This window comes from Mesorhizobium sp. M0802, assembly GCF_040320115.1.
GTDB lineage: Bacteria > Pseudomonadota > Alphaproteobacteria > Rhizobiales > Rhizobiaceae > Mesorhizobium.
Genome location: NZ_JAMYOY010000007.1, coordinates 190668 through 212978, shown reverse-complemented (window position 1 = coordinate 212978; position 22311 = coordinate 190668). Strand labels below are relative to the sequence as shown.

Annotated in this window: 21 protein-coding genes; 10 read left to right on the top strand and 11 right to left on the bottom strand. The window is 63.7% G+C overall.

Annotated elements, in window-relative coordinates:
• Positions 1–18 precede the first annotated feature (18 nt).
• From NKI10_RS13215 to NKI10_RS13190, 6 genes are all read right to left on the bottom strand, one after another.
• Complete coding sequence (locus NKI10_RS13215) at positions 19–369, bottom strand: cupin domain-containing protein (protein ID WP_023819646.1); 351 nt, start codon at positions 367–369, stop codon at positions 19–21.
• Positions 366–1640, bottom strand: coding sequence for a nucleotide disphospho-sugar-binding domain-containing protein (locus NKI10_RS13210; protein WP_023819647.1), 1275 nt, complete (start codon positions 1638–1640; stop codon positions 366–368). Before NKI10_RS13210 ends, NKI10_RS13215 begins: the two co-directional genes overlap by 4 nt.
• A 10-nt stretch (positions 1641–1650) precedes the next feature.
• The gene (locus tag NKI10_RS13205) at positions 1651–2724 is read right to left on the bottom strand and encodes an ABC transporter ATP-binding protein (protein ID WP_352860302.1); all 1074 of its coding nucleotides are present in this window, start codon (positions 2722–2724) and stop codon (positions 1651–1653) included.
• A complete protein-coding gene (locus tag NKI10_RS13200; protein WP_352860300.1) occupies positions 2721–3512 on the bottom strand; it encodes an ABC transporter permease in 792 nt (263 codons plus the stop codon). Before NKI10_RS13200 ends, NKI10_RS13205 begins: the two co-directional genes overlap by 4 nt.
• 186 nt (positions 3513–3698) lie before the next feature.
• A complete protein-coding gene (locus NKI10_RS13195) occupies positions 3699–4541 on the bottom strand; it encodes an ABC transporter permease (protein ID WP_352459794.1) in 843 nt (280 codons plus the stop codon).
• A gap of 235 nt (positions 4542–4776) precedes the next feature.
• A complete protein-coding gene (locus tag NKI10_RS13190) occupies positions 4777–5841 on the bottom strand; it encodes a polyamine ABC transporter substrate-binding protein (RefSeq protein ID WP_352860298.1) in 1065 nt (354 codons plus the stop codon).
• 235 nt (positions 5842–6076) lie between these two features.
• Here NKI10_RS13190 and NKI10_RS13185 point away from each other — a divergent pair, with 235 nt between their 5' ends.
• Genes NKI10_RS13185 through ggt form a run of 5 tightly spaced genes read left to right on the top strand, consistent with a single transcriptional unit; the run spans position 6077 to position 12624 of the window.
• A complete protein-coding gene (locus NKI10_RS13185; RefSeq protein ID WP_352860297.1) occupies positions 6077–7015 on the top strand; it encodes a GntR family transcriptional regulator in 939 nt (312 codons plus the stop codon).
• Positions 7016–7025: 10 nt separating this feature from the next.
• Positions 7026–8309, top strand: a complete 1284-nt coding sequence (locus NKI10_RS13180) for a glycosyltransferase (RefSeq protein WP_023698837.1) — start codon at positions 7026–7028, stop codon at positions 8307–8309.
• Between the two features lie 6 nt (positions 8310–8315).
• The gene (locus NKI10_RS13175; protein WP_352746947.1) at positions 8316–9698 is read left to right on the top strand and encodes a glutamine synthetase family protein; all 1383 of its coding nucleotides are present in this window, start codon (positions 8316–8318) and stop codon (positions 9696–9698) included.
• Between the two features lie 2 nt (positions 9699–9700).
• A complete protein-coding gene (locus NKI10_RS13170; protein ID WP_352860295.1) occupies positions 9701–11002 on the top strand; it encodes an NAD(P)/FAD-dependent oxidoreductase in 1302 nt (433 codons plus the stop codon).
• A gap of 35 nt (positions 11003–11037) precedes the next feature.
• The gene (gene ggt, locus NKI10_RS13165; RefSeq protein ID WP_352860293.1) at positions 11038–12624 is read left to right on the top strand and encodes a gamma-glutamyltransferase; all 1587 of its coding nucleotides are present in this window, start codon (positions 11038–11040) and stop codon (positions 12622–12624) included.
• Between the two features lie 22 nt (positions 12625–12646).
• Here the strand turns inward: ggt and NKI10_RS13160 are convergent, their stop codons facing one another.
• From NKI10_RS13160 to NKI10_RS13140, 5 genes are all read right to left on the bottom strand, one after another.
• Positions 12647–12811: a hypothetical protein gene (locus tag NKI10_RS13160; RefSeq protein WP_023672938.1), complete on the bottom strand. Its 165-nt coding sequence runs from the start codon at positions 12809–12811 to the stop codon at positions 12647–12649.
• On the bottom strand, positions 12808–13863 hold the full coding sequence (locus NKI10_RS13155) for an ABC transporter ATP-binding protein (RefSeq protein WP_352860291.1): 1056 nt from the start codon (positions 13861–13863) through the stop codon (positions 12808–12810). Before NKI10_RS13155 ends, NKI10_RS13160 begins: the two co-directional genes overlap by 4 nt.
• 11 nt (positions 13864–13874) lie before the next feature.
• Complete coding sequence (locus NKI10_RS13150) at positions 13875–14708, bottom strand: carbohydrate ABC transporter permease (RefSeq protein WP_023737493.1); 834 nt, start codon at positions 14706–14708, stop codon at positions 13875–13877.
• A 10-nt stretch (positions 14709–14718) separates the two neighbouring features.
• The gene (locus tag NKI10_RS13145; RefSeq protein ID WP_156932370.1) at positions 14719–15648 is read right to left on the bottom strand and encodes a carbohydrate ABC transporter permease; all 930 of its coding nucleotides are present in this window, start codon (positions 15646–15648) and stop codon (positions 14719–14721) included.
• 67 nt (positions 15649–15715) lie between these two features.
• On the bottom strand, positions 15716–17029 hold the full coding sequence (locus tag NKI10_RS13140) for an ABC transporter substrate-binding protein (protein WP_352657668.1): 1314 nt from the start codon (positions 17027–17029) through the stop codon (positions 15716–15718).
• Between the two features lie 237 nt (positions 17030–17266).
• Between NKI10_RS13140 and NKI10_RS13135 the strand changes: the two genes are divergently transcribed.
• Genes NKI10_RS13135 through NKI10_RS13115 form a run of 5 tightly spaced genes read left to right on the top strand, consistent with a single transcriptional unit; the run spans position 17267 to position 22304 of the window.
• Positions 17267–17944 carry a beta/alpha barrel domain-containing protein gene (locus tag NKI10_RS13135; protein WP_023672934.1) on the top strand — a complete coding sequence of 226 codons (678 nt, stop codon included), beginning with the start codon at positions 17267–17269 and terminating at the stop codon, positions 17942–17944.
• Positions 17944–19401 carry a xylulokinase gene (locus tag NKI10_RS13130; RefSeq protein WP_352657665.1) on the top strand — a complete coding sequence of 486 codons (1458 nt, stop codon included), beginning with the start codon at positions 17944–17946 and terminating at the stop codon, positions 19399–19401. Before NKI10_RS13135 ends, NKI10_RS13130 begins: the two co-directional genes overlap by 1 nt.
• Positions 19402–19415: 14 nt before the next feature.
• Positions 19416–20708, top strand: coding sequence for an iron-containing alcohol dehydrogenase (locus tag NKI10_RS13125; RefSeq protein ID WP_084567111.1), 1293 nt, complete (start codon positions 19416–19418; stop codon positions 20706–20708).
• 7 nt (positions 20709–20715) lie between these two features.
• Positions 20716–21519 carry an HAD-IIB family hydrolase gene (locus NKI10_RS13120; protein WP_352657712.1) on the top strand — a complete coding sequence of 268 codons (804 nt, stop codon included), beginning with the start codon at positions 20716–20718 and terminating at the stop codon, positions 21517–21519.
• A gap of 2 nt (positions 21520–21521) precedes the next feature.
• Complete coding sequence (locus NKI10_RS13115; protein WP_352510242.1) at positions 21522–22304, top strand: DeoR/GlpR family DNA-binding transcription regulator; 783 nt, start codon at positions 21522–21524, stop codon at positions 22302–22304.
• Positions 22305–22311: the final 7 nt, after the last annotated feature.

Here is a 22311-nt window from a genome sequence, read left to right as displayed (position 1 = left end):
GCGAAGCTCCGTTGCTGTTCAGGCCAGCATGTAGACGTTGCGCATGGTCTCATGCACGGTGCATTCGCCTGTCCAGCCGGCAGGGAACATGACCACGGTCCCGGCTGCGACTTCTACCACCTCCCCGGCATCCGACCGGTAGCTCGCGCGGCCGGCGACGAAATGGCACAATTCGTCGCGCGGAATCGAGAGCCGCCAGCGGCCGGGCGTGCAGACCCAGATGCCGGATTCCGGCTGGTTGTTGGGTCCTTTGTGGACAAGCCTGCCGGTCGAGTGCGACGCGCCGTCCAGCGCGTCGGACTGGGCGCCCCAGTCGACGAGGTCGGTGCGGGTGGAGGCTTGGTAGAGATGCGGGGCGGAGGAGTTCACAGCAGCGCCTCCAGCAGCCCGGCTGCCTTCTCAGGCCCGTTCTGGGCCTGCATCTGCGCCGAGGTCTTCGCCAGCCTGATCTTCATCTTGGGGTCAGTCAGGCAGGCTTCGATCCTGCTGATCAGCTGGGCGTCGCTCCAGTCGTAGCGCGGCATGCCGAAGCCATGGCCGGTTTCCTGGACGCGGGTGGCGTTGTCGTGGCCGTCCCAGACATAGGGCATGATGATGGCCGGCTTGCCGAAATAGAGGCACTCTGTGAACGAGTTGTTGCCGCCATGGTGGATTGCGGCATCGGCCTGCGGGATAACTGAAGGCTGCGGAAACCAGCTCTCGACGATGACGTTGTCCGGCACATCCGTGTACTGGTCCTTGTAGCCGCCGACATTGACCAGCGCGCGGTAACGGGTCTTGCCCAGTGTTGCGATTATGCGCTTCAACAAATCGACATCGCCGGCGCCGAGGCTGCCGAAGGAGACATAGAGCAGCGGCCCGTCATTGTTCTCGGGGAAGGTCGGCACGGTATAGGGCTTTTCCTGCCGCACGCAGCCTTCCAGATACTGGAACTTTGCCGGGTCGAGCGGATGGCGGCGCTTGAACTTTGCCGCTTCGGGATAGAGCAGCAGATTGAGATAGGGCGAGGCCTCGAAGAATTGGCCGACGGGGTAGGGCGCTTCATTGTTTGCGGTGAGGAAGGCGTTGAAGTCGTCGTGGATGGGCTTGATCACCGCATTGAAATGATCGCGATAGCGCTGGTGGCCGACATGGTCGTTCTCGCCGCAACCGGAGAGATGCGGCGGGATGTCCTCATCCTCGATCTCGTTTTCCGAGCAGGAGATGACGCGCACCCAAGGCTTGCCGAACTGTTTGATGGCCGGAAACAGGATGACATTGTCGACGCAAATGACATCAGGCTTGATGCCGGCCAGGACTCGCGGCAAATCCTTCTGCGCCCATTTGGCGCTGTCGACGATCGCGGTCCAGCAATCCTTCACGTAATTGTCGACCTGATCGTAGGGCGATTTGCGGAAGTTCGGGATGTGGCTGTTGATGAAGTCTTCCCAGAATTTCGCCATCTGCTCGGGCGGCATCGGCTCCGACAGGTTCACCGGATGCGCTTCGAAGCCGTAACCCTTGTAGACATCGACAAAGCCGGGGTCGGACAGGAACACTGCCTTATGGCCGAGCGCCTCGACGGCTTGCGCGATGCCGACCGAATTGAGCGCCGGGCCGTAGGCCGCTTCGGGAAAAAACGCGATCGTCTTCTGCGCCATAAGGCTTCTCCTATTCCTGAAAAATTCTGACATCGGCGGCGTCCCAGCCGAGTTCGACCTGATCGCCCGACGAGACCGGCCGGCGGTCGGCGGCATCGGCGGTGACGCGCACCAGAAATGGTTTTGGCGACAGAGGCGTGCGGATATGCAGTTGCAGGTCCAGCCCGTGATAGGCCAGCGCCTCGACCATGCCGGCGGTGCGGTTGGCGGTCTCGGGTGACGGGAACAGCCGGATGCGTTCGGGTCGCACCGAGGCCACGGCGGAAGCGCCGGGTGAAAGCGCGGCGGGAACCTTGCCGGCAATGCGCGCGCCGTTCGCGGCGATCACGCCATCCGCAGACACCTTGCCCGGTACGAAATTCATCACGCCGATGAAGTCGGCGACGAAACGGTCGGCGGGATGCTCGTAGATCGCATGCGGCGCGTCGCATTGCAGCAACTGGCCGTCCTTGAGCACCGCCATGCGGTCGGCCATGACGAGTGACTCTTCCTGGTCGTGGGTGACGATGACGAAGGTGATGCCGACTTCGTGCTGCAGGCGCTTCAGCTCCAGCTGCATGGCGCCGCGCAGTTTCTTGTCGAGCGCGCCGAGCGGTTCGTCGAGCAGCAGCAACCGAGGCCGTTTGACCAGCGCGCGGGCGAGCGCGACGCGCTGCTTCTGGCCACCCGACAATTGCTCAGGCTTACGGTCGGCGAAGGGGACAAGCTCGGTGGTGGCCAGAATGGCGTCGACGCGGGAACGGATTTCAGCTTTCGGCAAGCGCTCCATCTCCAGCCCGTAGGAGACATTGGCGCGCACGCTCATATGCGGGAACAGCGCGTAGGACTGGAACATCAGATTGACCGGCCGCTTGTTGGGCGGGGTCCAGGCGATGTCCTTGCCATCGAGCAGTATGCGGCCGTCGGTTGGCGTCTCGAAGCCGGCCAGCATGCGCAGCAGCGTGGTCTTGCCGCAGCCGGAGGGTCCAAGCAGCGCGAAGAACTCGTTTTCGCGGATGTCGAGCGAGATGCCGTCGACCGCGGTGACCCGGCCGAACTTCTTCGACACGTTATCAATAGCCAGCAGCGTGCGCGGTTGGCTCATTGGCCGATGATCCCACGGTTGAGCCGCTGCGACAGGGTCAGCGCGGTAATGGAGACCGCCATGACGATGGTCGCCAGCGCGTTGATCTCCGGCGTGATGCCGAAGCGGATCATGGCGTAGATCTGCATCGGCAGCGTCGTCGAGGCGCGGCCGGCACCGGCGGTGAAGAAGGCGATGATGAACTCGTCGACCGAGAGCGTGAAGGCAAGCAGAGCGCCGGCAATCACTGCCGGCGCGATGACCGGCAATGTCACACGCCGGAAGGTGGTCAGAGCCGAGGCGCCGAGGTCGGCGGAGGCCTCGACGATCGACCAGTCGAAGCTCTTCAGCCTTGCGCGCACCACCGAGCAGACGAAGGCGAGGTTGAAGACGACATGGGCGAGGATGATGGTGTGCAGGCCCATGGTCAGGTTTAGCATGGAGAAGAACGACAGCAGAGCGATCGCCAGGACGATGTCGGGGATGATCATCGGTGCGAAGATCAGCGCCTCGAGACCTTTGCCGTATTGCCGGCGCATCTCGATGCCGATGGCCAGCAGCGTGCCGAGCAGCGTGGCGATGGCCGTGGAGACCAACGCCACGATCAGCGTGTTGAGCGCAGCGGAAAGGATGGCGGAATTGCCGGCCAGCGAGGCATACCATTTCAGCGAAAAGCCCAACCATGCCGTCGGCAATCCGCCTTCGTTGAAGGACAGCGCCACCAGCACGGCGATCGGGATGTAGAGGAAGGCGAAGACGAGGGTGAGGATCGTCCGCATGCCGAGCGTACGGGTGAATGAATGGGTCATCGCCGGCCTCCGACAATTGGAAGGCAAGCGAACGACCAGAGTCCTTCTCCCTGTTCACGGGTAGAAGATACCGGCAGGCAGATGAGGGGCAGCGCTGAGCGTCGCAAAGGTTGACGCCGCCCCTCATCCGCCCCTTCGGGGCACCTTCTCCCGGTGAACGGGGAGAAGGCAAGAATTGCGCGGCGCTCAGCCATCGGCGTCACCCTTTGCCTCAGCCGCACGCCCCGCGGCGCGGTCGGCGGCGAGCGCCTGCGCCATCAGCACCAGAAGCATGATGGCGATCAGCGCCATCGCCAATGCCGCGCCAAACGGCCAGTCATTGGCGGTCAGGAACTGGTCGTAGACGAGGTTGCCGATCATCTGGAAGCGGCCGCCGCCAAGCAGCGCCGGGGTGACGAAATTGCCAATCGACAGCACGAAGACGAAGACGGCGCCCGCAGCGATGCCGGGCACGGTCAGCGGCAGGATGACACGTCGGAAGGTGGTGGCGGCCGAAGCGCCGAGATCGCGCGATGCTTCGGCCAGTTCCGGGTTGAGGCGCGACAGCGGCGCGTAGCAGGCGAGGATGACGAAGGGCAGATAGTTGTAGACGAGGCCTGCGATGACCGAGCCTTCGGTATAGAGCATCGAGGGCGGTTCGCCGGTGTAGCCGAACCAGCGCAAGAGCTGGGTGATCAGCCCTTCGCGGTTCAGCAGCACGATCCAGGCATAGGTGCGGATCAGGTAGTTGGACCAGAACGGCAGCACGGCGAAAAACAGGAACACCGGCTGCCACCGGCGTGGTGCGGCGGCAATTGCATAGGCCGCGGCATAGCCGATCACGACTGCGATGAGCGTCGCGGTACCGGCGATACGTGCTGAGTTGAGGAAGATGCCGGCATAGAGTGGGTCGAAGACCAGCCCGAAATTCCCCAGCGTGAAGGTGTAGTCGATGCCGCCATAGACGCCGCGCCGGAAGAAGGCGAGCGCCAGCACCAGCGCGCATGGCACCACCATCAGCGCGGTCAGCCAGACCAGCGCCGGGGCCATCAGCAGAAAGGAACGGGAGGTCCGCGTCACGCCGCACCCCCCTCTGCCCTGCCGGGCATCTCCCCCTCAAGGGGGGAGATTAGCAGTTCCAACCTCTCGCTTGCTTTCAAACGTCGAAGATCGGCGAAAGCGACGCCACAGCCGATCTCCCCCCTTGAGGGGGAGATGACCGGCAGGCCAGAGGGGGGCGTGAAGGAACGCAAGCTTGCTTCCAGCAATCGAAGTGGCAGGCCGCTTACTGCGCGGCCTTGATCTCGCTGACGATCTTGGAATAGTCGCGCTGGGCTTCGCCGACGTCACGCAACTGCTCGAACTTGACGAGATCGGCCACCGGCATCGCCATGTTGGGGAATTTGGCCAGGAAGTCGGCCGGCAGGCTTTGCATCGCCGGCTTGTTCGGCACCTTGTAGTCGATGTTCTGCGCCGCCCAGGCGTGGTTCTTGGCGTCGAGCATGAAGTTGATGAACTTGAAGGCGTCGTCCTTGTGCTCGGACGCCTTCATCACCACCATCGTGTCGACCCAGAGATCCGAGCCCTCTTTTGGGATGACGTATTTGATCTCGGGCTTGTCGGCGATGCCGTAATTGCACCAGCCGTCCCATGCCTGCACCATCAGGGCCTCGCCGGACACCAGCTTGGAATAGAAGGTGGTGTCGTCATAGGCGAGCAGGGTCTTCTTGGCCGAGATCAGCAGGTCCTTGACCTCGGCCATCTTGGCCGGATCGGTCTCGTTGACCGAATAGCCCTTGTCGAGCTGCCCGGCGGCCAGCAGCCAGCGGTCGGTCGCCAGCATGGTGGTCTTGCCCTTCATCTCGTCGGAAGGGGCGAGCAGGTCGCTCCAGCTCGTGGGCGCCGTCTTGACCAGGTCAGAGCGGTAGCAGAGGCCCGTCGTGCCCCAGGTGTAAGGCACGGAGAAAGCGTTGCCGACATCGTGCGGCAGCTTGGTCGCTTCGGGATAGAGGTTGGCGAGGTTGGGGATATTGGCATGATCGATCGGCTCGGTCAGGCCAAGCTTGTTTAATACTTCGGCGAAGGGCGAGGAGACGAAGACCACGTCATAGCCCTTGCCGCCGGCGGCAATCAGCTTGCCCATGATCTCTTCATTGGTGGCGTGCACCACCACTTCGCCGGCAACGCCGGTGGCGGTCTTGAAAGCGGCCATGGCGTCGGGTGCCATGTACCCATCCCAGTTCGAAATAACGAGGTCGGCTGCGGCGGCCGGCACCGAGAGCGTCAGGGCGAGACCGAGAGCGATTGAGGATGTATTGAGCGCACGGCGCCGCAGGCTGGTAGCGGTCATGGCAGTCTCCCATTCGGTTTGATCGTCGAAATCATTTGCCGGACCAGGGCCGGCGACGCGCGCGCCTGCCTCGATCCTGTTCCCTCGGTCTTTTCTCGCCGATTGTGCCGACAGTACTATTGCAGAAAAAAGTACGTCAATCCATAATCTGTCAACCGACGGACGAATTTGGCCGATTGTCCCTGTTCCGGCGATCAGCCAGACCAATGCGCCACATTCGCATTCGAGAAAAGTCATGCAAGCCGTAGCCAGACGACCTCGCACCAACCATCTCGATCTGGCGCAACGCATCCTGGATGTGGCGCGGCAGCGTGGCTTCGAGCCTGGCGCCCGCCTGCCCGAACAGCAGATCGCCTCGCTGTGCAATGTCTCGCGCACGCCCGTACGCGCGGCACTCGGCCTGCTCGCGGAACGGGGCGTGGTGCGCTGGGAGGCCGACAGCGGTTATCATCTGACGGTCGACCTCGCCGCCCAGCCCGCCATTGCCGCCGAACTACCCAGTGCGGAGGAAGACGAGCTCGCCGAAGCCATCCTGCGCGACCGCTCGGCGCGACGGTTGGACCAGACGGTGACCATCGCGGGGCTGATGCGACGCTACGACGCTGATCGCAAGACGGTACTAAAAGCACTTAACAAACTGACCGACGAGAATCTTCTGGATCGTGCGCCTGGGCAATCCTGGTTGTTTCGCCGCGCGCCGGACGATCCGGAGGCGCAAGGCGAAAGCTACGAGTTCCGCCTGGTGCTGGAGCCGGCGGCCATCCTGACGCCAGGCTTTCGGCTGGACGGGGCGCGGGCAGCAATGTTGCGGCAAGGCATGGAAGCGCTTGCAGCGCTGCCGGACGAGACATTCGACACGCGCGAGTTCCAGCGGCTGGACATGGATTTTCATGGCATGATGGCCGAGGGCTGCGCCAACCGTTTTGTGTCGGATGCATTGGCCGATCATCTCCGCCTGCGCCGGCTGCCGGGCATCTATTCCGGCGTCAACGTGTTTCGGCTGCGGCAATCGTTGCGCGAACACTCGGGCATACTCGACTATCTTGAAAGCCGGCAGTATGAGGTGGCTGCCGATCTGCTTCGCATCCACCTGCGGCTCTCCCGCAGCCAGCGACCGCAAGCAGCCAGCCGCGGAGCTCCCGCACTGTTCGGCATGATCAGCCGGCCGGATTGAAGAGGAATAATTGACGCGTAAAGCCAGCCCGACCATCGCGCTGTTTCCCGAAGCCAGTTTCGGCGCCGCGTTGAATTGCGTCGGTATCGCACAGGCATTGCGCGCACGGGGCGCTCGCCCCGTCTTCATCTGCCATGCCGGCTTCTCCGGCGTCTTTACCGACTATGGCTTCCAGGAATACCATCTGCCGACAGATGAGCCGCTGAGCGACAGCGACCGCCAGAGCTATTGGCAGGCCTTCGTGCGCCGGCACCTGCCGCATTTCCGGCTGAGCCCGATCGACCAGCTCGAGACCTATGTCGCGCCGACCTGGCAAGCGATCGTCGACACCGCCGTCAACGCCGAGGCGCCGCTGCGCCAATTGCTGGCGCGGCTGAAGCCGGACGCGGTGGTGCTCGACAACGTCATCATGTTCCCGGCGATCGCCGCCGCCGGCTGCCCGTGGGTGCGCGTCGTCTCCTGTGCCGAGACGGAACTGCCGGATGCCGAGGTGCCGCCCTATCTCTCGGGGATGGGTGCCGACGACCCGCAACGTGCGGCGTTCGAAGCGCGCTATCTCGCGGCCTCCGCACCCGCGCATGAGCGCTTCAACCGTTTTCGTGCGGATGCCGGCTTGGCGCCGTTGCCCAAGGGCCTGTTCCTCGAGACATCACCCGACCTCAATCTGCTGCTGACGCCAGCGATCGTACGGCGTGAGCGGGCCGAGCCGCTCGACCCCAAACGCTTTGTCTATCTCGAAGGCTGCGTGCGTTCGGAAGGGCCATTCGAGGTGCCGGTGTTTCCGCGCAATGGCGGCCCGCTGGTCTATGTCAGCTTCGGCAGTCTCGGCGCGATGGATGTCGGGCTGATCGAACGCATGCTCGCCGTCTTCGACCGGCTGCCGGCGCGCTTCATCGTCAATGCCGGCGGCCTGCGCGACGCCTACCGCGCGGTGCCGGACAATGTCTATCTCGACGCCTGGTTTCCGCAGCCTTCGGTGGTGGCGAAGTCGGACCTGTTTATTCATCACGGAGGAAACAACAGTTTTTGCGAGGCGCTGCGCTTCGGCGTGCCGTCGCTGATCATGCCCTATTGCTGGGACGGACATGACAATGCGCAACGCGCGGGAGAGACGGGTGTCGGCGACCATATCGGCCGCGACGCCTGGACCGAAGGGGGATTGGAGAGAGCCATTCTCGGCCTGCTGGCCGACGATGCGATGCGCGCCCGCCTCAGGGACAATGCTGCCAAGATGGCGCTGACCCCTGGAACGGATGTGGCCGCGCAAGCCATACTCTCTCTCATAGGTACGTGAACCAAAATGCAGGACAAAGATACCAACACCGCTCTCTTCACCGGCAACGATCCCAAGGTCTGGCTCGCCCAGCATGGCATCACGGAGGTCGAGTGCCTGGTGCCCGACATGAATGGCGTGCTGCGCGGCAAGGCGCTGCCGACAGCAAAATTCCTCAAGGCGCTGGAAGACCGCGCACTCTACCTGCCGAGCAGCGCTTTCCTGGTCAGCATCGATGGTCGCTACTCCGGTTCGATCGACGAAGGCTTTGCCTATCAAGACCCGGATATGCGCATGGTGCCTGATATGTCGACGCTGTGCCTGGCGCCGGGCGGTGGCGCTGGCAAAGCCTATGTCTTCGCCGACGCCTTCCACATGGAAGGCAAGCCCTGGATGGCCTCGCCACGACATGTGCTGCGCGCCGTGCTCGATCTCTACCGGAAGCGCGGTTGGCGCGCGGTGGTGGCGCCGGAAGTCGAATTCTACCTGACCGCGCCCAATCCGAATCCCGACCAGCCGCTGACGGCACCGGTTGGCGCCAATGGCCGCGCCGAGGGCTCGCAGCATCCCTACGACATGGTGGCGCTGGAAGAATTCGAGCCGGTGATAAGGCGCGTCTATGATTATGCCGCAGCCGCCGGCCTGCCGCTCGACACGCTGATCCATGAATCGGGCACCGCGCAGCTGGAGATCAATCTGCTGCACGGCGACGCGGTGCCACTCGCCGATCAGGTGCTGCTGTTCAAGCGGCTGACTCGCCAAGCGGCGCAGCAGAGCGGCATGCACGCCACCTTCATGGCCAAGCCGATCGCCGCGCAGGCCGGCAGTTCGATGCATCTGCACATGTCTGTCGTCGATGAAACGACAGGCGCCGCGCTGTTTGCCGACAGAGATGATGCAGACACCGAAATGTTCGGCCATTTCATCGGCGGCCTGCAGAGATATGTGCCCGAGATCATGCCGCTGTTCGCACCCAACGTGAACTCGTTCCGCCGCATCCGGCCGAACCACAGCGCACCGGCCAACATCGAATGGTCGCATGACAACCGCTCTTGTGGCCTGCGCGTGCCGGCAGGTGGCCGCGCCGCCCGGCGGGTAGAGAACCGCTTGCCGGGAGCGGATTGCAATCCCTATCTGGCGATCGCCGGTTCGCTGCTTGCCGGCTATCTCGGCGTCGAGCAGAAACTCGCGCGCTCGGCCGAGGCCTCAGGCAATGCCTACAAGATCAAAAGCACGCTGCCGAAAACCATGGAGGAGGCGCTTGATCGTTTCACCGCTTGCGAGCCGGTGCGGGCATTGCTCGGCGAGGATTTCTTCCAGACCTATCTGCGCGTCAAGAGCGTCGAGCTCGACCTGTTCCAGAGCGTGGTGACGAGCTGGGAACGCGATCACCTGCTGCTGAAGGTGTGATCATGGCCGCCAGTTCAACGGGTTTCAATTCCGGTCTCGATATCGGCAAATCCTATTATGTCGTCACCGCCAATCCGGCGCCGGACCATCCGGCGCTGGTGGGCGATGTGGACGCCGACCTGGTGGTGGTCGGTGGCGGCTGCACCGGCCTGTCGGCCGCCCTTCATGCCGCCGAGCGCGGCCTGAAGGTGGTGCTGCTCGAAGGCGGCAAGATCGGCTGGGGCGCGTCGGGCCGCAATGGCGGCCAGATGATCCCCGGCCTACGCAAAGGCGCCAAGGGGCTGGTCAAGCTCTACGGCCCCGAGCGGGCGAAGGCGCTGTTCGACCTAGCCTTCGAGGCGCGGGGCCTGGTGCTCGACATCATCGAGCGCCACGCCATCGACTGCGATCTGCGGCTGACCGGCCATCTCGTCGGTGCCGTTAATGGCTCCGACCTCAGGGATCTCGAAGACGAGGCCAAATGCCTCGAGAGCGTGATGAAGTTCCGCGACGTCGAGATCCTGTCTGCGGCGCGGGCACGCGGCAAGGTGGACACGCCCTATCATGGCGCGATGTATGAGCCGCTTGGCGGCCATATGCATCCGCTGAACTACACGCTCGGCCTTGCCCGTGCCGCCGTGGCGGCCGGTGTCGTCATCCATGAAACTTCCGTCGCGGTAAAGCTGGAGCGCGAGCCTTCGATCCGGGTCTCGACGGCGAAGGGGTCGGTAAGGGCCAAACATGTCGTGCTGGCCGGCGACGCGCTGCTGCATGGGCTGGAGCCGCGCGTCAACAGCCGCATCATGCCGGTCGGCAACTATATCGTCGCCACCGAGCCGCTGGAGGGCAAGCGCAATGTGATCCCGGCCAATGTGGCGGTGTCCGATACACGCTTCGTCGTCAACTACTACCGCATGTCGGCGGACGGTCGGCTGCTGTTCGGCGGCGGCGAGCGCTACACGCCATCGCCGCCGGCCGACATTGCCGGCTTCGTGCGGCCGCATATGGAGGCCACCTTCCCGCAACTGAAGGGCTGCCGCATCGATCATGCCTGGGGCGGCCTGGTGTCGGTGACCACGTCGCGGCTGCCGCATGTCGGGCACTATGGCGAGGTCTATTTCGCGCATGGCTATTCCGGCAAGGGCGTCATCCTGTCAACGCTGTCGGGCAAGCTCTTGGCCGAAGCGATTACGGGCGACGCCTCGCGGCTGGACCTGTTCTCGACGCTGACGCCGATGCCGTTCCCGGGCGGTACGGCGCTGCGGGGCCCGCTCTATGTGCTGGGGATGTTGTGGTACGCGATGCGCGACCGTATCAAGCATTGAGGTTAGTACCGGCGGGTGGATCATCGGAGGATTGCATGCGTGATTTTCAGTTCCCCGGCCGCTCGCCGGTTCGCGCGACAGAAGCTATGGCGGCGACATCGCATCCGTTGGCGACGCTGGCGGCTATCGACACGCTGCGCTCTGGCGGCAACGCCATGGATGCCGCCGTCTGTGCGGCGGCAGTGCAAGGGGTGGTCGAGCCGCAATCGACCGGCATCGGCGGCGACTGTTTTGTGCTCTACAGTCCCAAAGGCGAGGGCGAGGTGCTGGCCTTCAACGGCTCGGGGCGGTCGCCTGCTGCTGCAAATGCCGATTGGTATCTGGAGCGGGGCCATAGCGAACTGCCTGCGGCCGGACCGCATGCCGTCACCATACCAGGCGCCATCGATGCATGGTGCCGGCTACTCGAGGACCACGGAAAAAAGGGCATCGACGCCGCGCTGGCGCCAGCCATTCGCTATGCCGAACAAGGCTATGTCGTTCATGATCGCGTCGCCTTCGACTGGGCCGACGAGGTCGCCCTGCTCTCAGCCGATGAACATGCCGCGCGCATATTCCTGCCCGAGGGAAGGGCGCCGCAAACCGGCGATGTGCATCGGCAGCCGCACTTGGCGGACACCTTGCGCATCATCGCCAACCGAGGCCGTGCAGGGTTTTATGAAGGTGAAGTCGCGGACGATCTGGTGGAACGTCTTCGCGCGCTGGGCGGGCTGCATGCATTGGAGGATTTCGCCGAGACCCAAGGCGACTACGTCACGTCGGTGAATACGTCCTATCGCGGCTACGATATCCATCAGATGCCACCGAACAATCAGGGCGTGACGGCGCTGATCATGCTGAATGTGCTTTCGGGCTTCAGCCTTGGTTCGTTGGAGCCGAACAGTGCCCCGCGGCTGCATCTCGAGATCGAAGCCGGCCGGCTTGCCTACCAGGACCGCGATACTTTCATCGGCGACCAGGATTTCGTCCAGGTCCCCGTCGAACAACTGCTGTCGGCAGCCTATGCGGAGCGGCTGCGCGCCGCCATCGATCCGGCCCTCGCCATGACGCATCTGCCGCGGCTTGAGCTGCCGCGCAGCGACACCGTCTATATCTCCGTGGTCGACCGCGACCGCAATGCAGTCAGCTTCATCAACTCGACCTTCGGTTCCTTCGGCAGCGGCGTCGTCGGTCCCAAGACAGGCGTCGTGCTGCAGAATCGCGGCAGCAGTTTTCGCCTCACGGAAGGCCATCCAAATCGTATCGCGCCGCGAAAGCGACCGATGCACACCATCATGCCTGGCATGGCGACGCGAGGGGGTAAGGTGGTGATGCCGTTCGGGGTGATGGGCGGCGGCTACCAGCCGTTCGGCCATGTCCATCTGCTGACCAACATGATCGATTTCGGGATGGACCCGCAGCAGGCACTGGATGCGCCACGGGTGTTCTACAAGGACAATGCCGTGCTGGCCGAGCGCGGGATTCCGGCTGAGGCGATCGCCGGCCTGCGTCAGCGCGGCCATCAGGTTTCGATCGCCGAGGAGCCGCATGGCGGCGGCCAGCTGGTGCTGATCGATTGGGAAAAGGGCACGCTCACCGGTGCCTCCGATCCGCGCAAGGACGGTTGTGCGCTGGGCTACTGATCTGCGTTGCTGGAATGCGCATTCAGAACCAGATCAGCCAGACAAGCTGCAGGATTACCAGTGCAATGGCGTCCCAGAAGATGAGTTCGCCCATCGAGAACCAGCGCCGCGACCGGTTGAAGCTGTAGAACAGCCGCCAGACCAGAGCAGCGGCGGCCAGCGGCACCAAAGCGAGCAGCGTGCTCACGGCAGCCGCGCTCCCGAAACCGCATCGAACGTGTGCAGCGCCGCCGGCGGAAAGCGTAGATAAAGCGGCTGGCCGGGATCGAAAGCGCGATCGTCATTCACGGTCCTGACGATCAGCGCGTTGGCCTCGCTCTTGGCGAAGATCAGGACGTCCGGCTCGACCGGTTCGACGACGTCGACGGCAAACTGGATGGCATCGCTTGCGGAGGCGTCGACCAGCTGGATCTGTTCCGGGCGAATGCCGAGCACGATGGGACCATCAGGCTTTCCCGGCAGCGGGCAAGTGAAACCGCTGGCGTGGAAGACGCCGGCGCGGACATCGCCATCGAACGTGTTCATCGCTGGACGGCCGATGAATTCGGCGATGAAGCGATTGGCAGGCCGCCGATAGATCTCGCGCGGGTCGTCGTACTGGATCAGTGCGCCTTCGCGCAACACCGCGACCCTGGTCGCCAGCGTCATCGCCTCTTCCTGGTCGTGGGTGACGAAGACGAAGGTCTTTTTCAGCTCGCGATGCAGACGCTTCAGCTCGGTGCGCATGTGGAGCCGCAACAAGGCGTCGAGATTGGACAGCGGCTCGTCCATCAGACAGAGGCTCGGCTGCCAGACGAGTGCGCGGGCCACAGCCACGCGCTGCGCTTGGCCGCCCGACAATTGCGAAGGGCGGCGGTCGAGGTAACGGGTGATTTCGAGCAGCTCGGCAATGGCGCGGACGCAGCGGTCAAGCTCGGCGGCCGGCATCTTTCGGATGCGCAAGGGATAGGCGATGTTCTCGTAGACGCTCTTATGGCTGTAGAGCGCATAGTTCTGGAACACCATGCCCATGCCGCGCAGGCGCGGCGGCAGGTCGGTGACATCGAGGCCCTCGACCATGATGCGCCCGGCGGTCGGCCGCTCCAGCCCGGCGAGCAGCCGGCAGGCTGTCGTCTTGCCGGAACCGGACGGGCCGAGCAGAACCAGGAATTCGCCGGGCTCGAAAGCAAGATCGAGCGCCTGCAGCGCCACCGTCCCGTCCGGGAAGGCCTTGGTGACGCCGTCGAAAACAATTGCCATACAAGATCCCTTCAACCCTTGACCGCGCCGAAGGTGAGGCCGCGGACGAGCTGTTTCTGGACAAGGAACGTGAAAAGCACGATCGGCAGCGTTGCCACGATCGCGACTGCCGCGACCTGTCCCCAGAGCGTGCCATGCGGCGTCACCAGCCCCGGTATGCCGACGGTCAGCGGCCGCCCGTCGAAAGCGACGAGGATGAAGGCATAGAGGAACTCGTTCCACGACAGGATGAAGCAGAGCACCGCTGTGGCGCCGATGCCGGGTGCGGCCAGCGGCGCGACGACGAAGAAGAATGCGCCGAGCCGCGAGCGGCCGTCCATCATCGCGGCCTCGTCGATCTCCCTGGGGATTTCGGCGAAGAAGCCGCGCATCATCCAGACGACGAGCGACAGGTTGAAGGAGGTGTGGGCGATCACAACGGCGTAGATGGTGTCGATCAGGCCCAGCGAGGTGAAGAACAGGAACAGCGGCACGGCGATTGAGATCGGCGGCGCCATGCGCGTGGTCAGGAAGAAGAAGAACAGGTCTTCCTTGCCGGGAAAATCCGAGCGGGCAAAGCCATAGGCCGCTGGCGCGCCGATGACGATGCAGAGTATGGTCGACGACACCGAGATCAGCACCGAATTGATCGCCAGCGGCCAGTATCCCTTGTCGATGAAGACGGCGGGATAGTTGGCAAGCGTCGGCGAAAAAATCCATTTCGGCACAGAAGACAGAAGATCGACGCGGTTCTTGAACGACGCCAGCACCATCCAGACATAAGGCGTCAGCGACACCACGACGGCGACGAGCAACACCGCCCAGGCAAAGCTTTTCCAGGCGCGGTTGGTGGATTGATCGATCATCGCCGCGCCCTCAAAACGCCGCCGCCTGCTTGCGGCTCGACCAGTAGACGGCCTTGTAGAAGACCGAGCACAGGATCAGCACGACGAGATAGATCATGAAGGCGACCGCGGCGCCGTAGCCGAGGTCCCAGTTACGGAAATTGACGCGGTAGGCGTAGATCGAGACCAGCTCGGTCAGCGTTCCCGGACCGCCGCCGGTCATCAGGAAAACCTTGTCGAACTCCTTGAAGGCGTCGATGCCGCGCAGCAGCAGCACGAGCGCGATGACCGGCCGCAGCAGCGGCAGCATGACGTCTCGGAAAATCTGGAACGGTTTGGCGCCATCCATCATTGCCGCCTCGAACGGCGCGCGCGGCAGGCTCATCATGCCGGCGAGCATGATCAGGGTGACGAAAGGCGTCCACTGCCAGACATCGATGGCGACGATGGTCGGAAACACCAGGTCGGGTGCCGAAAGCACCGCCGAATTCTGCGCCAGCAGACCGACCTTGCGCATGTAGAAGGTGAGCATGCCGAAATCGCCCTGCAACAGCAGCCGCCAGATCAGCCCGACGGCGACCGGCGCGATCATCATCGGGATGAGCAGCAGTGTGGTGAGAAGCCGCTGGCTGGCGACGAAGCGGAAGATCAGGAAGGCCAGCGCAAAGCCGAGCAGGAACTCAAGGCCGACGGCGATGACGACGAATTTCAGCGTCAACAGGAACGATGCCCAGAAGAATGGGTCGTTGCGCATCAGCTTGCGGAAATTGTCGAAACCGACGAAGGCGCCGGCATGGCTGGCGTCGGCGAAGCTGAGGTCGGTCAGCGCGGTGTAGACCATGTAGTAGAACGGGCCGACCAGGAAGACGACGACGAGCAGGGTCGCCGGCAGCATCAAGAGCGGCCCCACCCCACGGTCGAGAAGCGGCATTCCGCGCGGCGATGGAGTGCGGTTCGTCACGGGCGTTTCCTGCGGACAAGAACGGCTACCCGCTTGTGCGGGTAGCCTCTGCGCGACATCTCAAGGCCTATCGTGCCGGATAGGTCATGGGTGCGCAAGAACCGAGCAGTGTCGAGATGTCAGTGGCGGCGGTGTCAAGGGCGGCCTGCGCCTCCTTTTCGCCGGCGAGGTAGGATGACAGTTCGCGCACTAGTATGTCGGTCATCTCGGCCGATTGCGGCAGCGTCGCCTTCGGCACCGCATGCTCGTTGGCCTCCATCGAAGCCTTGGCATAGGGCAGCTTCTGCACCTCCGCCGAGGCATAGACATCCGGCCGACCTGAAGCGCCGCCATTGAGATGCTGTTCGAGCTGGCGGTCATAGCCCATCATCCACTGGACGAAGAGGAAGGCGGCCTGTGGGTTCTTCGAATAGACCGGGATCAGATAGGTCCAGCCCTCGACCTGGCCGATCTTCCCGCCGTCGCCTTGCGGCACGAGATCGAAGCCAACCTTGCCGACGACGGTGGAGGCCGTGGTGTCGACCGACACGGCATAGGTTGCGTCGTTCCACATGATCAGCTCGGCGACCTTGGCTTGCTGCATCAGCGCCATGACATCATCCCAGAAATAGTTGAGGCTGTCCGGCGGCGAGAATTGCAGCAGGCTCTTGTAATATTCGAGCGAGGCGACGGCCTTGGGGCTGTTGACGATGACCGGGCCGCAGGCCGAGCCGCTCTTCACGTCGAGCACGTCGCCGCCGAAGGAATAAAGGAAATTGAGCCACTCATACCACAGTGCCTCATGGCGCTTGCCCTGCAGGGCGGTGCCGTAAAAACCCTGGTCGGGGCGATAGAACCATTCGGCGATATCGCGGTATTGCTTCCAGTCCTTGGCGGGAGCGAGGTCGTAGCCATACTTGGCCTTGAAGCCTGCCTGCTCCTTGGGATCGGCGAGCAGGTCCGAGCGATACCACATGAACATGTTGAGCACTGTGAAGGGGAAGCCGTACTCCTTGCCGTCATACCAGGAGATTTCGTGCCAGGCGGTCTGGTAGAGCTGCTTCTCCGGCTCGAAGCTCGGATCGCGCAAAGCCGGGTCGGCCATCATCTTGGCGATTTCGACCAGATGGTTGTTGGTGGCGAACTTGCCGAGTTCGCGATGCGGCTGGATGATGACGTCGTAGCGGCCGCGGTGCGAGTTGAGATCGAGCTGCACCTTGTTGACGGCTTCCGAGTGCTCGTACATCTCGACTTCGACATGGATGCCGGTCTGTTTTTCAAACTCCGGCGCCATCTTCTTCAGCGCTTCGAGCGGCGGCAGCGCCTCGCCGACCATGCGGATGGTCTGGCCGCTATAGGGTTTCGACGCCTCTTTCAGATCCCACGCGGCCGCTTGTGTCACTTGCCACGTCAGGGGCCACACAAATACGACTGCGACGAGCAGTCTGGACGCGGTACGTCTCAGCGGCTTGAGCATTCTTCCCTCTCCCTAGAAGTCGTGCCTGGCGGGCCGGCGCCCGTTTTGTCATAAAATGTGTGGTACTGCAAATCAAAATGTGGCACCTTGCAACAAATGGTTGGGAGGTGTTAACAGACCGGCAGCAAACCGGCTTTCCCGACCAGGCGAGGGACCTTTCGGATGGACTTCATCTTCATGCTGACGCGCAACGATCGCACGGTCGAGGACTGTCTCGACCTGGTCGATTTGATTGAGCCGGTCGGCCTGAAGCATGTCGGCTTCAAGGATATTGGCGTCGCGCCGGATGTGCTGCGCAAGCTCGCTGTCGCCATTGGCCGGACAGGCGCCACCACTTACATGGAAGTTGTCTCGACGACGGCTGAGGCCTGCCTTAATTCCGCGCGCATCGCCAGGGATCTCGGCATCCAGCGCCTGCTCGGTGGTACCCAGGTCGACGAGATCATGGCGTTGCTGGAGGGGAGCGGCACCGAATACTACCCTTTTCCCGGGCGGCCGGTCGGCCATCCGACCAAGCTCGGCGGTTCGGCCGAGGATGTCGAGGCCGACTGCCGCGCCTTCGCCGAGAAGGGTTGTGCGGGATGCGACATCCTCGCCTATCGCGCCACCGAGGCCGACCCGGCCGAACTGGTGCGCGCAGCCCGGCGCGGGCTTGGTCCGTCGCGGCATCTGATCGTCGCCGGCGCTGTGGCATCAGCCGATCGCATCAAGGCAATCAAGCTGGCCGGCGCCAACGCTTTTACCATTGGCACAGCGGTTTTCGATGGCTCCTATTCGCCGACGAAAGGTTCTATCCTCTCGCAACTGCGGGATGTCCTCGCGGATTGCGAGCGTGTCTAATGCCAGTCATCGGCATCGATCTCGGCACACAAAGCCTAAAGGCGATCGTTGTCGATGACGAATTGCGGCTGCGTGGCGAGGCCGCTGTGTTGTACCAGCCGGCCTTCCCGGCGCCCGGCTGGGCCGAACAGAACCCGGCGCTGTGGCTGGCGGCGCTCAAGCCGGCCATTGCCGGCGCGCTCGACAAGGCTGGGCTTGCGCCGTCCGACATCAAGGGTATTGCCATTGCCGGCCAGCTCGACGGCTGCGTCGCGGTCGATCGCAATGGTGAGGCGCTGGCTCCGTGCATCATCTGGATGGACCGGCGGGCGGCAGGAGAGATCGCCGGCATCGACCCGGACTTCATCCGTGAGCGCACCGGTCTCGTTCTGGACGCCACCCATATGGCGGCGAAAATCCGCTGGGCCGCGCGCAACCTGCCCGAAGCGCGCCGAGTGGCGCTCTGGCATCAACCGGTATCATTCGTGGTCGCAGCGTTGTGCGGTCGTGCCGTCATCGATCACGCGCTGGCCTCGACGACCATGCTCTATGGGCTGAAGGAGCACAATTATGCCGGCGATCTGCTGGCGGCCTTCGACATCGATGCAGATAAATTGCCTGGCATCGACGATGCATCTGAGATCGCCGGCGCCTTGACCCACGCCGGCGCCGAGCTCACCGGTCTTCCTGTGGGCACGCCGCTGGCGGTCGGCACCGGCGATGATTTTTCGGCCGCCCTAGGCGCCGGGGTTGTCGTGCCCGGTGTCGTCGCCTGCAATCTCGGCACGGCCGAAGTGGTCGGCGCGGTATCGGACACGCTTCGCCTCGACCCCGGCGGCCTGGTCGAGACCCATGGCTTTCTCGGCGACGGCTATTTCATCTCCAATCCCGGATGGCTCTCGGGCGGCGCGGTGACGTGGTTTCTAACAACCTTCGGCCTCGATTCGCCGGCGGCGATGTCGGAACTGGCGGCGACGGTGGTTGCCGGCAGCGACGATTTGCTGTTCTTGCCCGCGTTGTCCGGTGCCATGGCGCCGCGCTGGATCGCCGAAGCGCGTGCCGCTTTCTACGGCCTGACATCCTTCCACGGCAAAGCCGCTTGTGCCCGTGCCGTGCTGGAGGGCTGTGCCTTTGCCATGCGCGACGTGGTCGACCGGCTGGACGATCTCGATATCGCGACGGATCGCATCCGGCTCTCAGGCGGTGGCGCGCGCAGCCGGGTATGGGCGCAAATCCGTGCCGATGTCAGCGGCAGGCCGGTCGAGATCGCGGGTGCGGCCGATGCCTCGCCGATCGGTGCGGCAATCCTTGCCGCCGCAGCCATCGGCCTTACCTCCTCAGTGCAGCAGGCGGCTGAAAGGCTGGCCGGCCACATCGAGACGATCGACCCTGATCCTTCCGCCAAGGCCGCCTACGACAGAAGTTACCGCCGGTATCGCACCTTGTTCGATGCCCTGACCCCGCTTCATGCTGACTGACCGGACTGCATCCTATGTCCAGACAAATGCTCGATCGCCTTATTGCCGGCACGCTGCCTGACCCGGATAGCCAGGGAATGCTGTCGGTGCCGCTGAAGACCATCGTCATAGGGCGCGGTCTCGGCGATGAAGCCGATGCGCTGGTCAAGCCGCTGCCGCTCGGCCGCAGGCTCGCCGTTGTCATGGATCCCGACACAAGGCTGGCGCTCGGCGAGAGAGTGTCGATCGCACTGCGCGGCTCCAGCGATGTCGACAAGATCATCCTGCCGCGCCATCCGCATCCCGACATGGACACCGTGCGATCGGTGATCGCCCGCACGAAAGACGCCAGCGGTCTGGTCGCGGTCGGATCGGGCTCGATCAATGACATCACCAAATATGCCGCCCATCTGACCCAAAAGCCCTATGCGGTGTTCGGCACCGCGCCGTCGATGAACGGCTACACCTCGGTGTCTGCGGCAATCACAGAGGACGGCCTGAAGAAATCGCTGACGGCGAGCCTGCCGGTCGGTGTCTTCCTCGATCTCGATGTCATGGCGCGAGCGCCGCACCGGCTGATCGCTGCCGGCTTCGGCGATTCGATGGCGCGGCCGACCGCGCAGACCGATTGGCTGATGGCGCACCTGTTGCTCGGCACGCCCTACCGGGAGGCGCCGTTCATGCTTCTGGCCGAGGACGAGGAGGCGCTTATCGCCAAAGCCGGCGAACTCGGGACCGGCGACCTTGAGGCGACGGAAGTGCTGGTGCGCACGCTGGTCATGTCGGGCCTTGGCATGACTTTGTGCGGCGGCTCCTATCCGGCCAGTCAGGGCGAACATCTCATCGCCCACTATATCGACATGCGGGGCCAGGGATTGCCCGAGGCGCATCACGGCGAGCACATAGCGGTGACGACGTTGACGATGGCGCGGCTACAGGAACGCGTGCTGGCGCTGCGGGAGCTGCAGCTCGCGCCCTCCGCCGATACGCCAGACCGCTTCATCGAAATCTTCGGCGAAACGCTCGGACGTTCCTGCTGGGCGGCATTCAAGCCCAAGCTGCTGGACCGCGAACGGGCGGACGCTGTCAACACCATGCTGGCCAGGCAGTGGCGCTCGCATCGCGAAAGGCTGCTGCGGGTGGCACGCCCGGCGCGCGAGATCGCGGCAGCACTGCGTGCCGCCGGCGCCCCGACCACGCCGCAAGAGGTCGCCATACCGGCTGGCTTCTACGACGAGGCGGTCGCCAATGCGCGGCTGATCCGCGACAGGTTCACCATGCTCGACGTCGCTGCTGCCTCGCTCGAAACGGTTGCGGCGGGAGCCTGAGCGGGTGCTGCGTCCGCTCACCGACTTCACCGCGCCGGACCGGCGCAACATCGCTGTCGTGCTGACCGACATAGACGACACCTTGACCGACAAGGGGCGGTTGCCGGCAAAAGCCTATGCGGCGCTCGAGCGGCTGAAGCAGGCCGGCTTCATTGTCGCGCCGGTTACCGGCCGCCCTGCCGGCTGGTGCGACCTGATCGCCCGGCAATGGCCGGTGGACGGCGTGATCGGCGAGAACGGCGCCTTCTATTTCCGCTACGACGACGCCAAAAAGCGGATTGTTCGCCACTACGCCAAGAGCGCTGCCGAACGGCAGGCCGATGCCGCACGCCTCAAGGAGATCGAGCAAACCGTTCTGAGCGAAGTTCCGGGTGCGGCGGTCGCGGCCGACCAGGCCTATCGCGAGGCCGATCTGGCGATCGATTTTTGCGAGGACGTGGCGCCGCTGCCCAAAACCGAGGTTCTGAAGATCGTCGGCATCTTCCAGCGCTATGGCGCGACGGCGAAAATCTCGTCCATCCACGTCAATGGCTGGTTCGGCAAATACGACAAACTGTCGACAAGCCGGCTATTCTTGCGGGACTGTTTCGGTGTAGATATCGACCACGACAAGGACAGCATTGTCTTCGTCGGCGATAGTCCAAACGATGCACCAATGTTCGGCTTCTTCCCCAACAGCGTCGGCGTCGCTAATGTGCTGGACTTCGCCGGCGAGCTTCCGGCGTCTCCCGCCTTCGTCACACGCGGGCGCGGCGCGCAAGGATTTGCCGAGCTTGGCGACGCGCTGATTGCTGCAAAGGGAATGGAATAGTCATGGACCAAGGCCGACTGACGAAGAAGGAGCGGCACGCGCTTATCCTTTCGGAAGTGCGCCGGTCGGCGTCGATACGCATCTCCAAGCTCGCACGGCGCATCGGCGTCGCCGGCGAGACCATCCGCCGCGATCTCATCGAACTCGGCGATGCCGGACTGATCAACCGCACCTATGGCGGTGCGACGATCTCGCTGGTGACATCAGAACCGGTGATTTCCGAGCGTGGCCTGACCCTGATCGAGGAGCGCGCCCGCATCGGCCGCGGCGCGGCAAGCCTTGTCGAGAAGGGCCAGATCGTGATGATCGATGGCGGTTCGACCACCTATGAAGTGGCGCGCAACCTTTCGCAGCTGAAGCGCGACCTGACCATCATCACCAATTCCACCGGAGTGGCCTCTGTGGCCGGCGCCAATCCGACCTTTCGGGTGCTGCTCTGCCCCGGGACCTATGATAGCCGGGAAGGCAGCGTGTTGGGCGAAGACACCGTCGAGTTCCTGCGCCGCTACAATGCCGACGTCGCCATTATCGGGGCATCGGGGATAAGCGCCGATGGTCCGAGCGACATGATCTCGGGCGCCGCAGCCGTTAAACGCGCGATGATATCGCGTTCATTGTCGACGGTGCTGGTGGTGACCCACGACAAGTTTGGCCGCAGCAGTCTCGAACGCATCTGCGGGCTCAATGACATTGCCGATATCGTCACCGACAGCGAACCGAAGGCCGACCTGCGCACTGCTGCCGAACAGGCGGGCACGGAGCTGCATGTGTTTGCCGCCGGCTGATCAGCAA

Coding starts and splice junctions, on each gene's coding strand:
- NKI10_RS13210 (WP_023819647.1), bottom strand. CDS start 1,640: ATGGCGCAGAAGACGATCGCGTTTTTTCCCGAAGCGGCCTACGGCCCG.
- NKI10_RS13205 (WP_352860302.1), bottom strand. CDS start 2,724: ATGAGCCAACCGCGCACGCTGCTGGCTATTGATAACGTGTCGAAGAAG.
- NKI10_RS13200 (WP_352860300.1), bottom strand. CDS start 3,512: ATGACCCATTCATTCACCCGTACGCTCGGCATGCGGACGATCCTCACC.
- NKI10_RS13195 (WP_352459794.1), bottom strand. CDS start 4,541: ATGGCCCCGGCGCTGGTCTGGCTGACCGCGCTGATGGTGGTGCCATGC.
- NKI10_RS13190 (WP_352860298.1), bottom strand. CDS start 5,841: ATGACCGCTACCAGCCTGCGGCGCCGTGCGCTCAATACATCCTCAATC.
- NKI10_RS13185 (WP_352860297.1), top strand. CDS start 6,077: ATGCAAGCCGTAGCCAGACGACCTCGCACCAACCATCTCGATCTGGCG.
- NKI10_RS13175 (WP_352746947.1), top strand. CDS start 8,316: ATGCAGGACAAAGATACCAACACCGCTCTCTTCACCGGCAACGATCCC.
- NKI10_RS13170 (WP_352860295.1), top strand. CDS start 9,701: ATGGCCGCCAGTTCAACGGGTTTCAATTCCGGTCTCGATATCGGCAAA.
- ggt (WP_352860293.1), top strand. CDS start 11,038: ATGCGTGATTTTCAGTTCCCCGGCCGCTCGCCGGTTCGCGCGACAGAA.
- NKI10_RS13155 (WP_352860291.1), bottom strand. CDS start 13,863: ATGGCAATTGTTTTCGACGGCGTCACCAAGGCCTTCCCGGACGGGACG.
- NKI10_RS13150 (WP_023737493.1), bottom strand. CDS start 14,708: ATGATCGATCAATCCACCAACCGCGCCTGGAAAAGCTTTGCCTGGGCG.
- NKI10_RS13135 (WP_023672934.1), top strand. CDS start 17,267: ATGGACTTCATCTTCATGCTGACGCGCAACGATCGCACGGTCGAGGAC.
- NKI10_RS13130 (WP_352657665.1), top strand. CDS start 17,944: ATGCCAGTCATCGGCATCGATCTCGGCACACAAAGCCTAAAGGCGATC.
- NKI10_RS13125 (WP_084567111.1), top strand. CDS start 19,416: ATGTCCAGACAAATGCTCGATCGCCTTATTGCCGGCACGCTGCCTGAC.
- NKI10_RS13115 (WP_352510242.1), top strand. CDS start 21,522: ATGGACCAAGGCCGACTGACGAAGAAGGAGCGGCACGCGCTTATCCTT.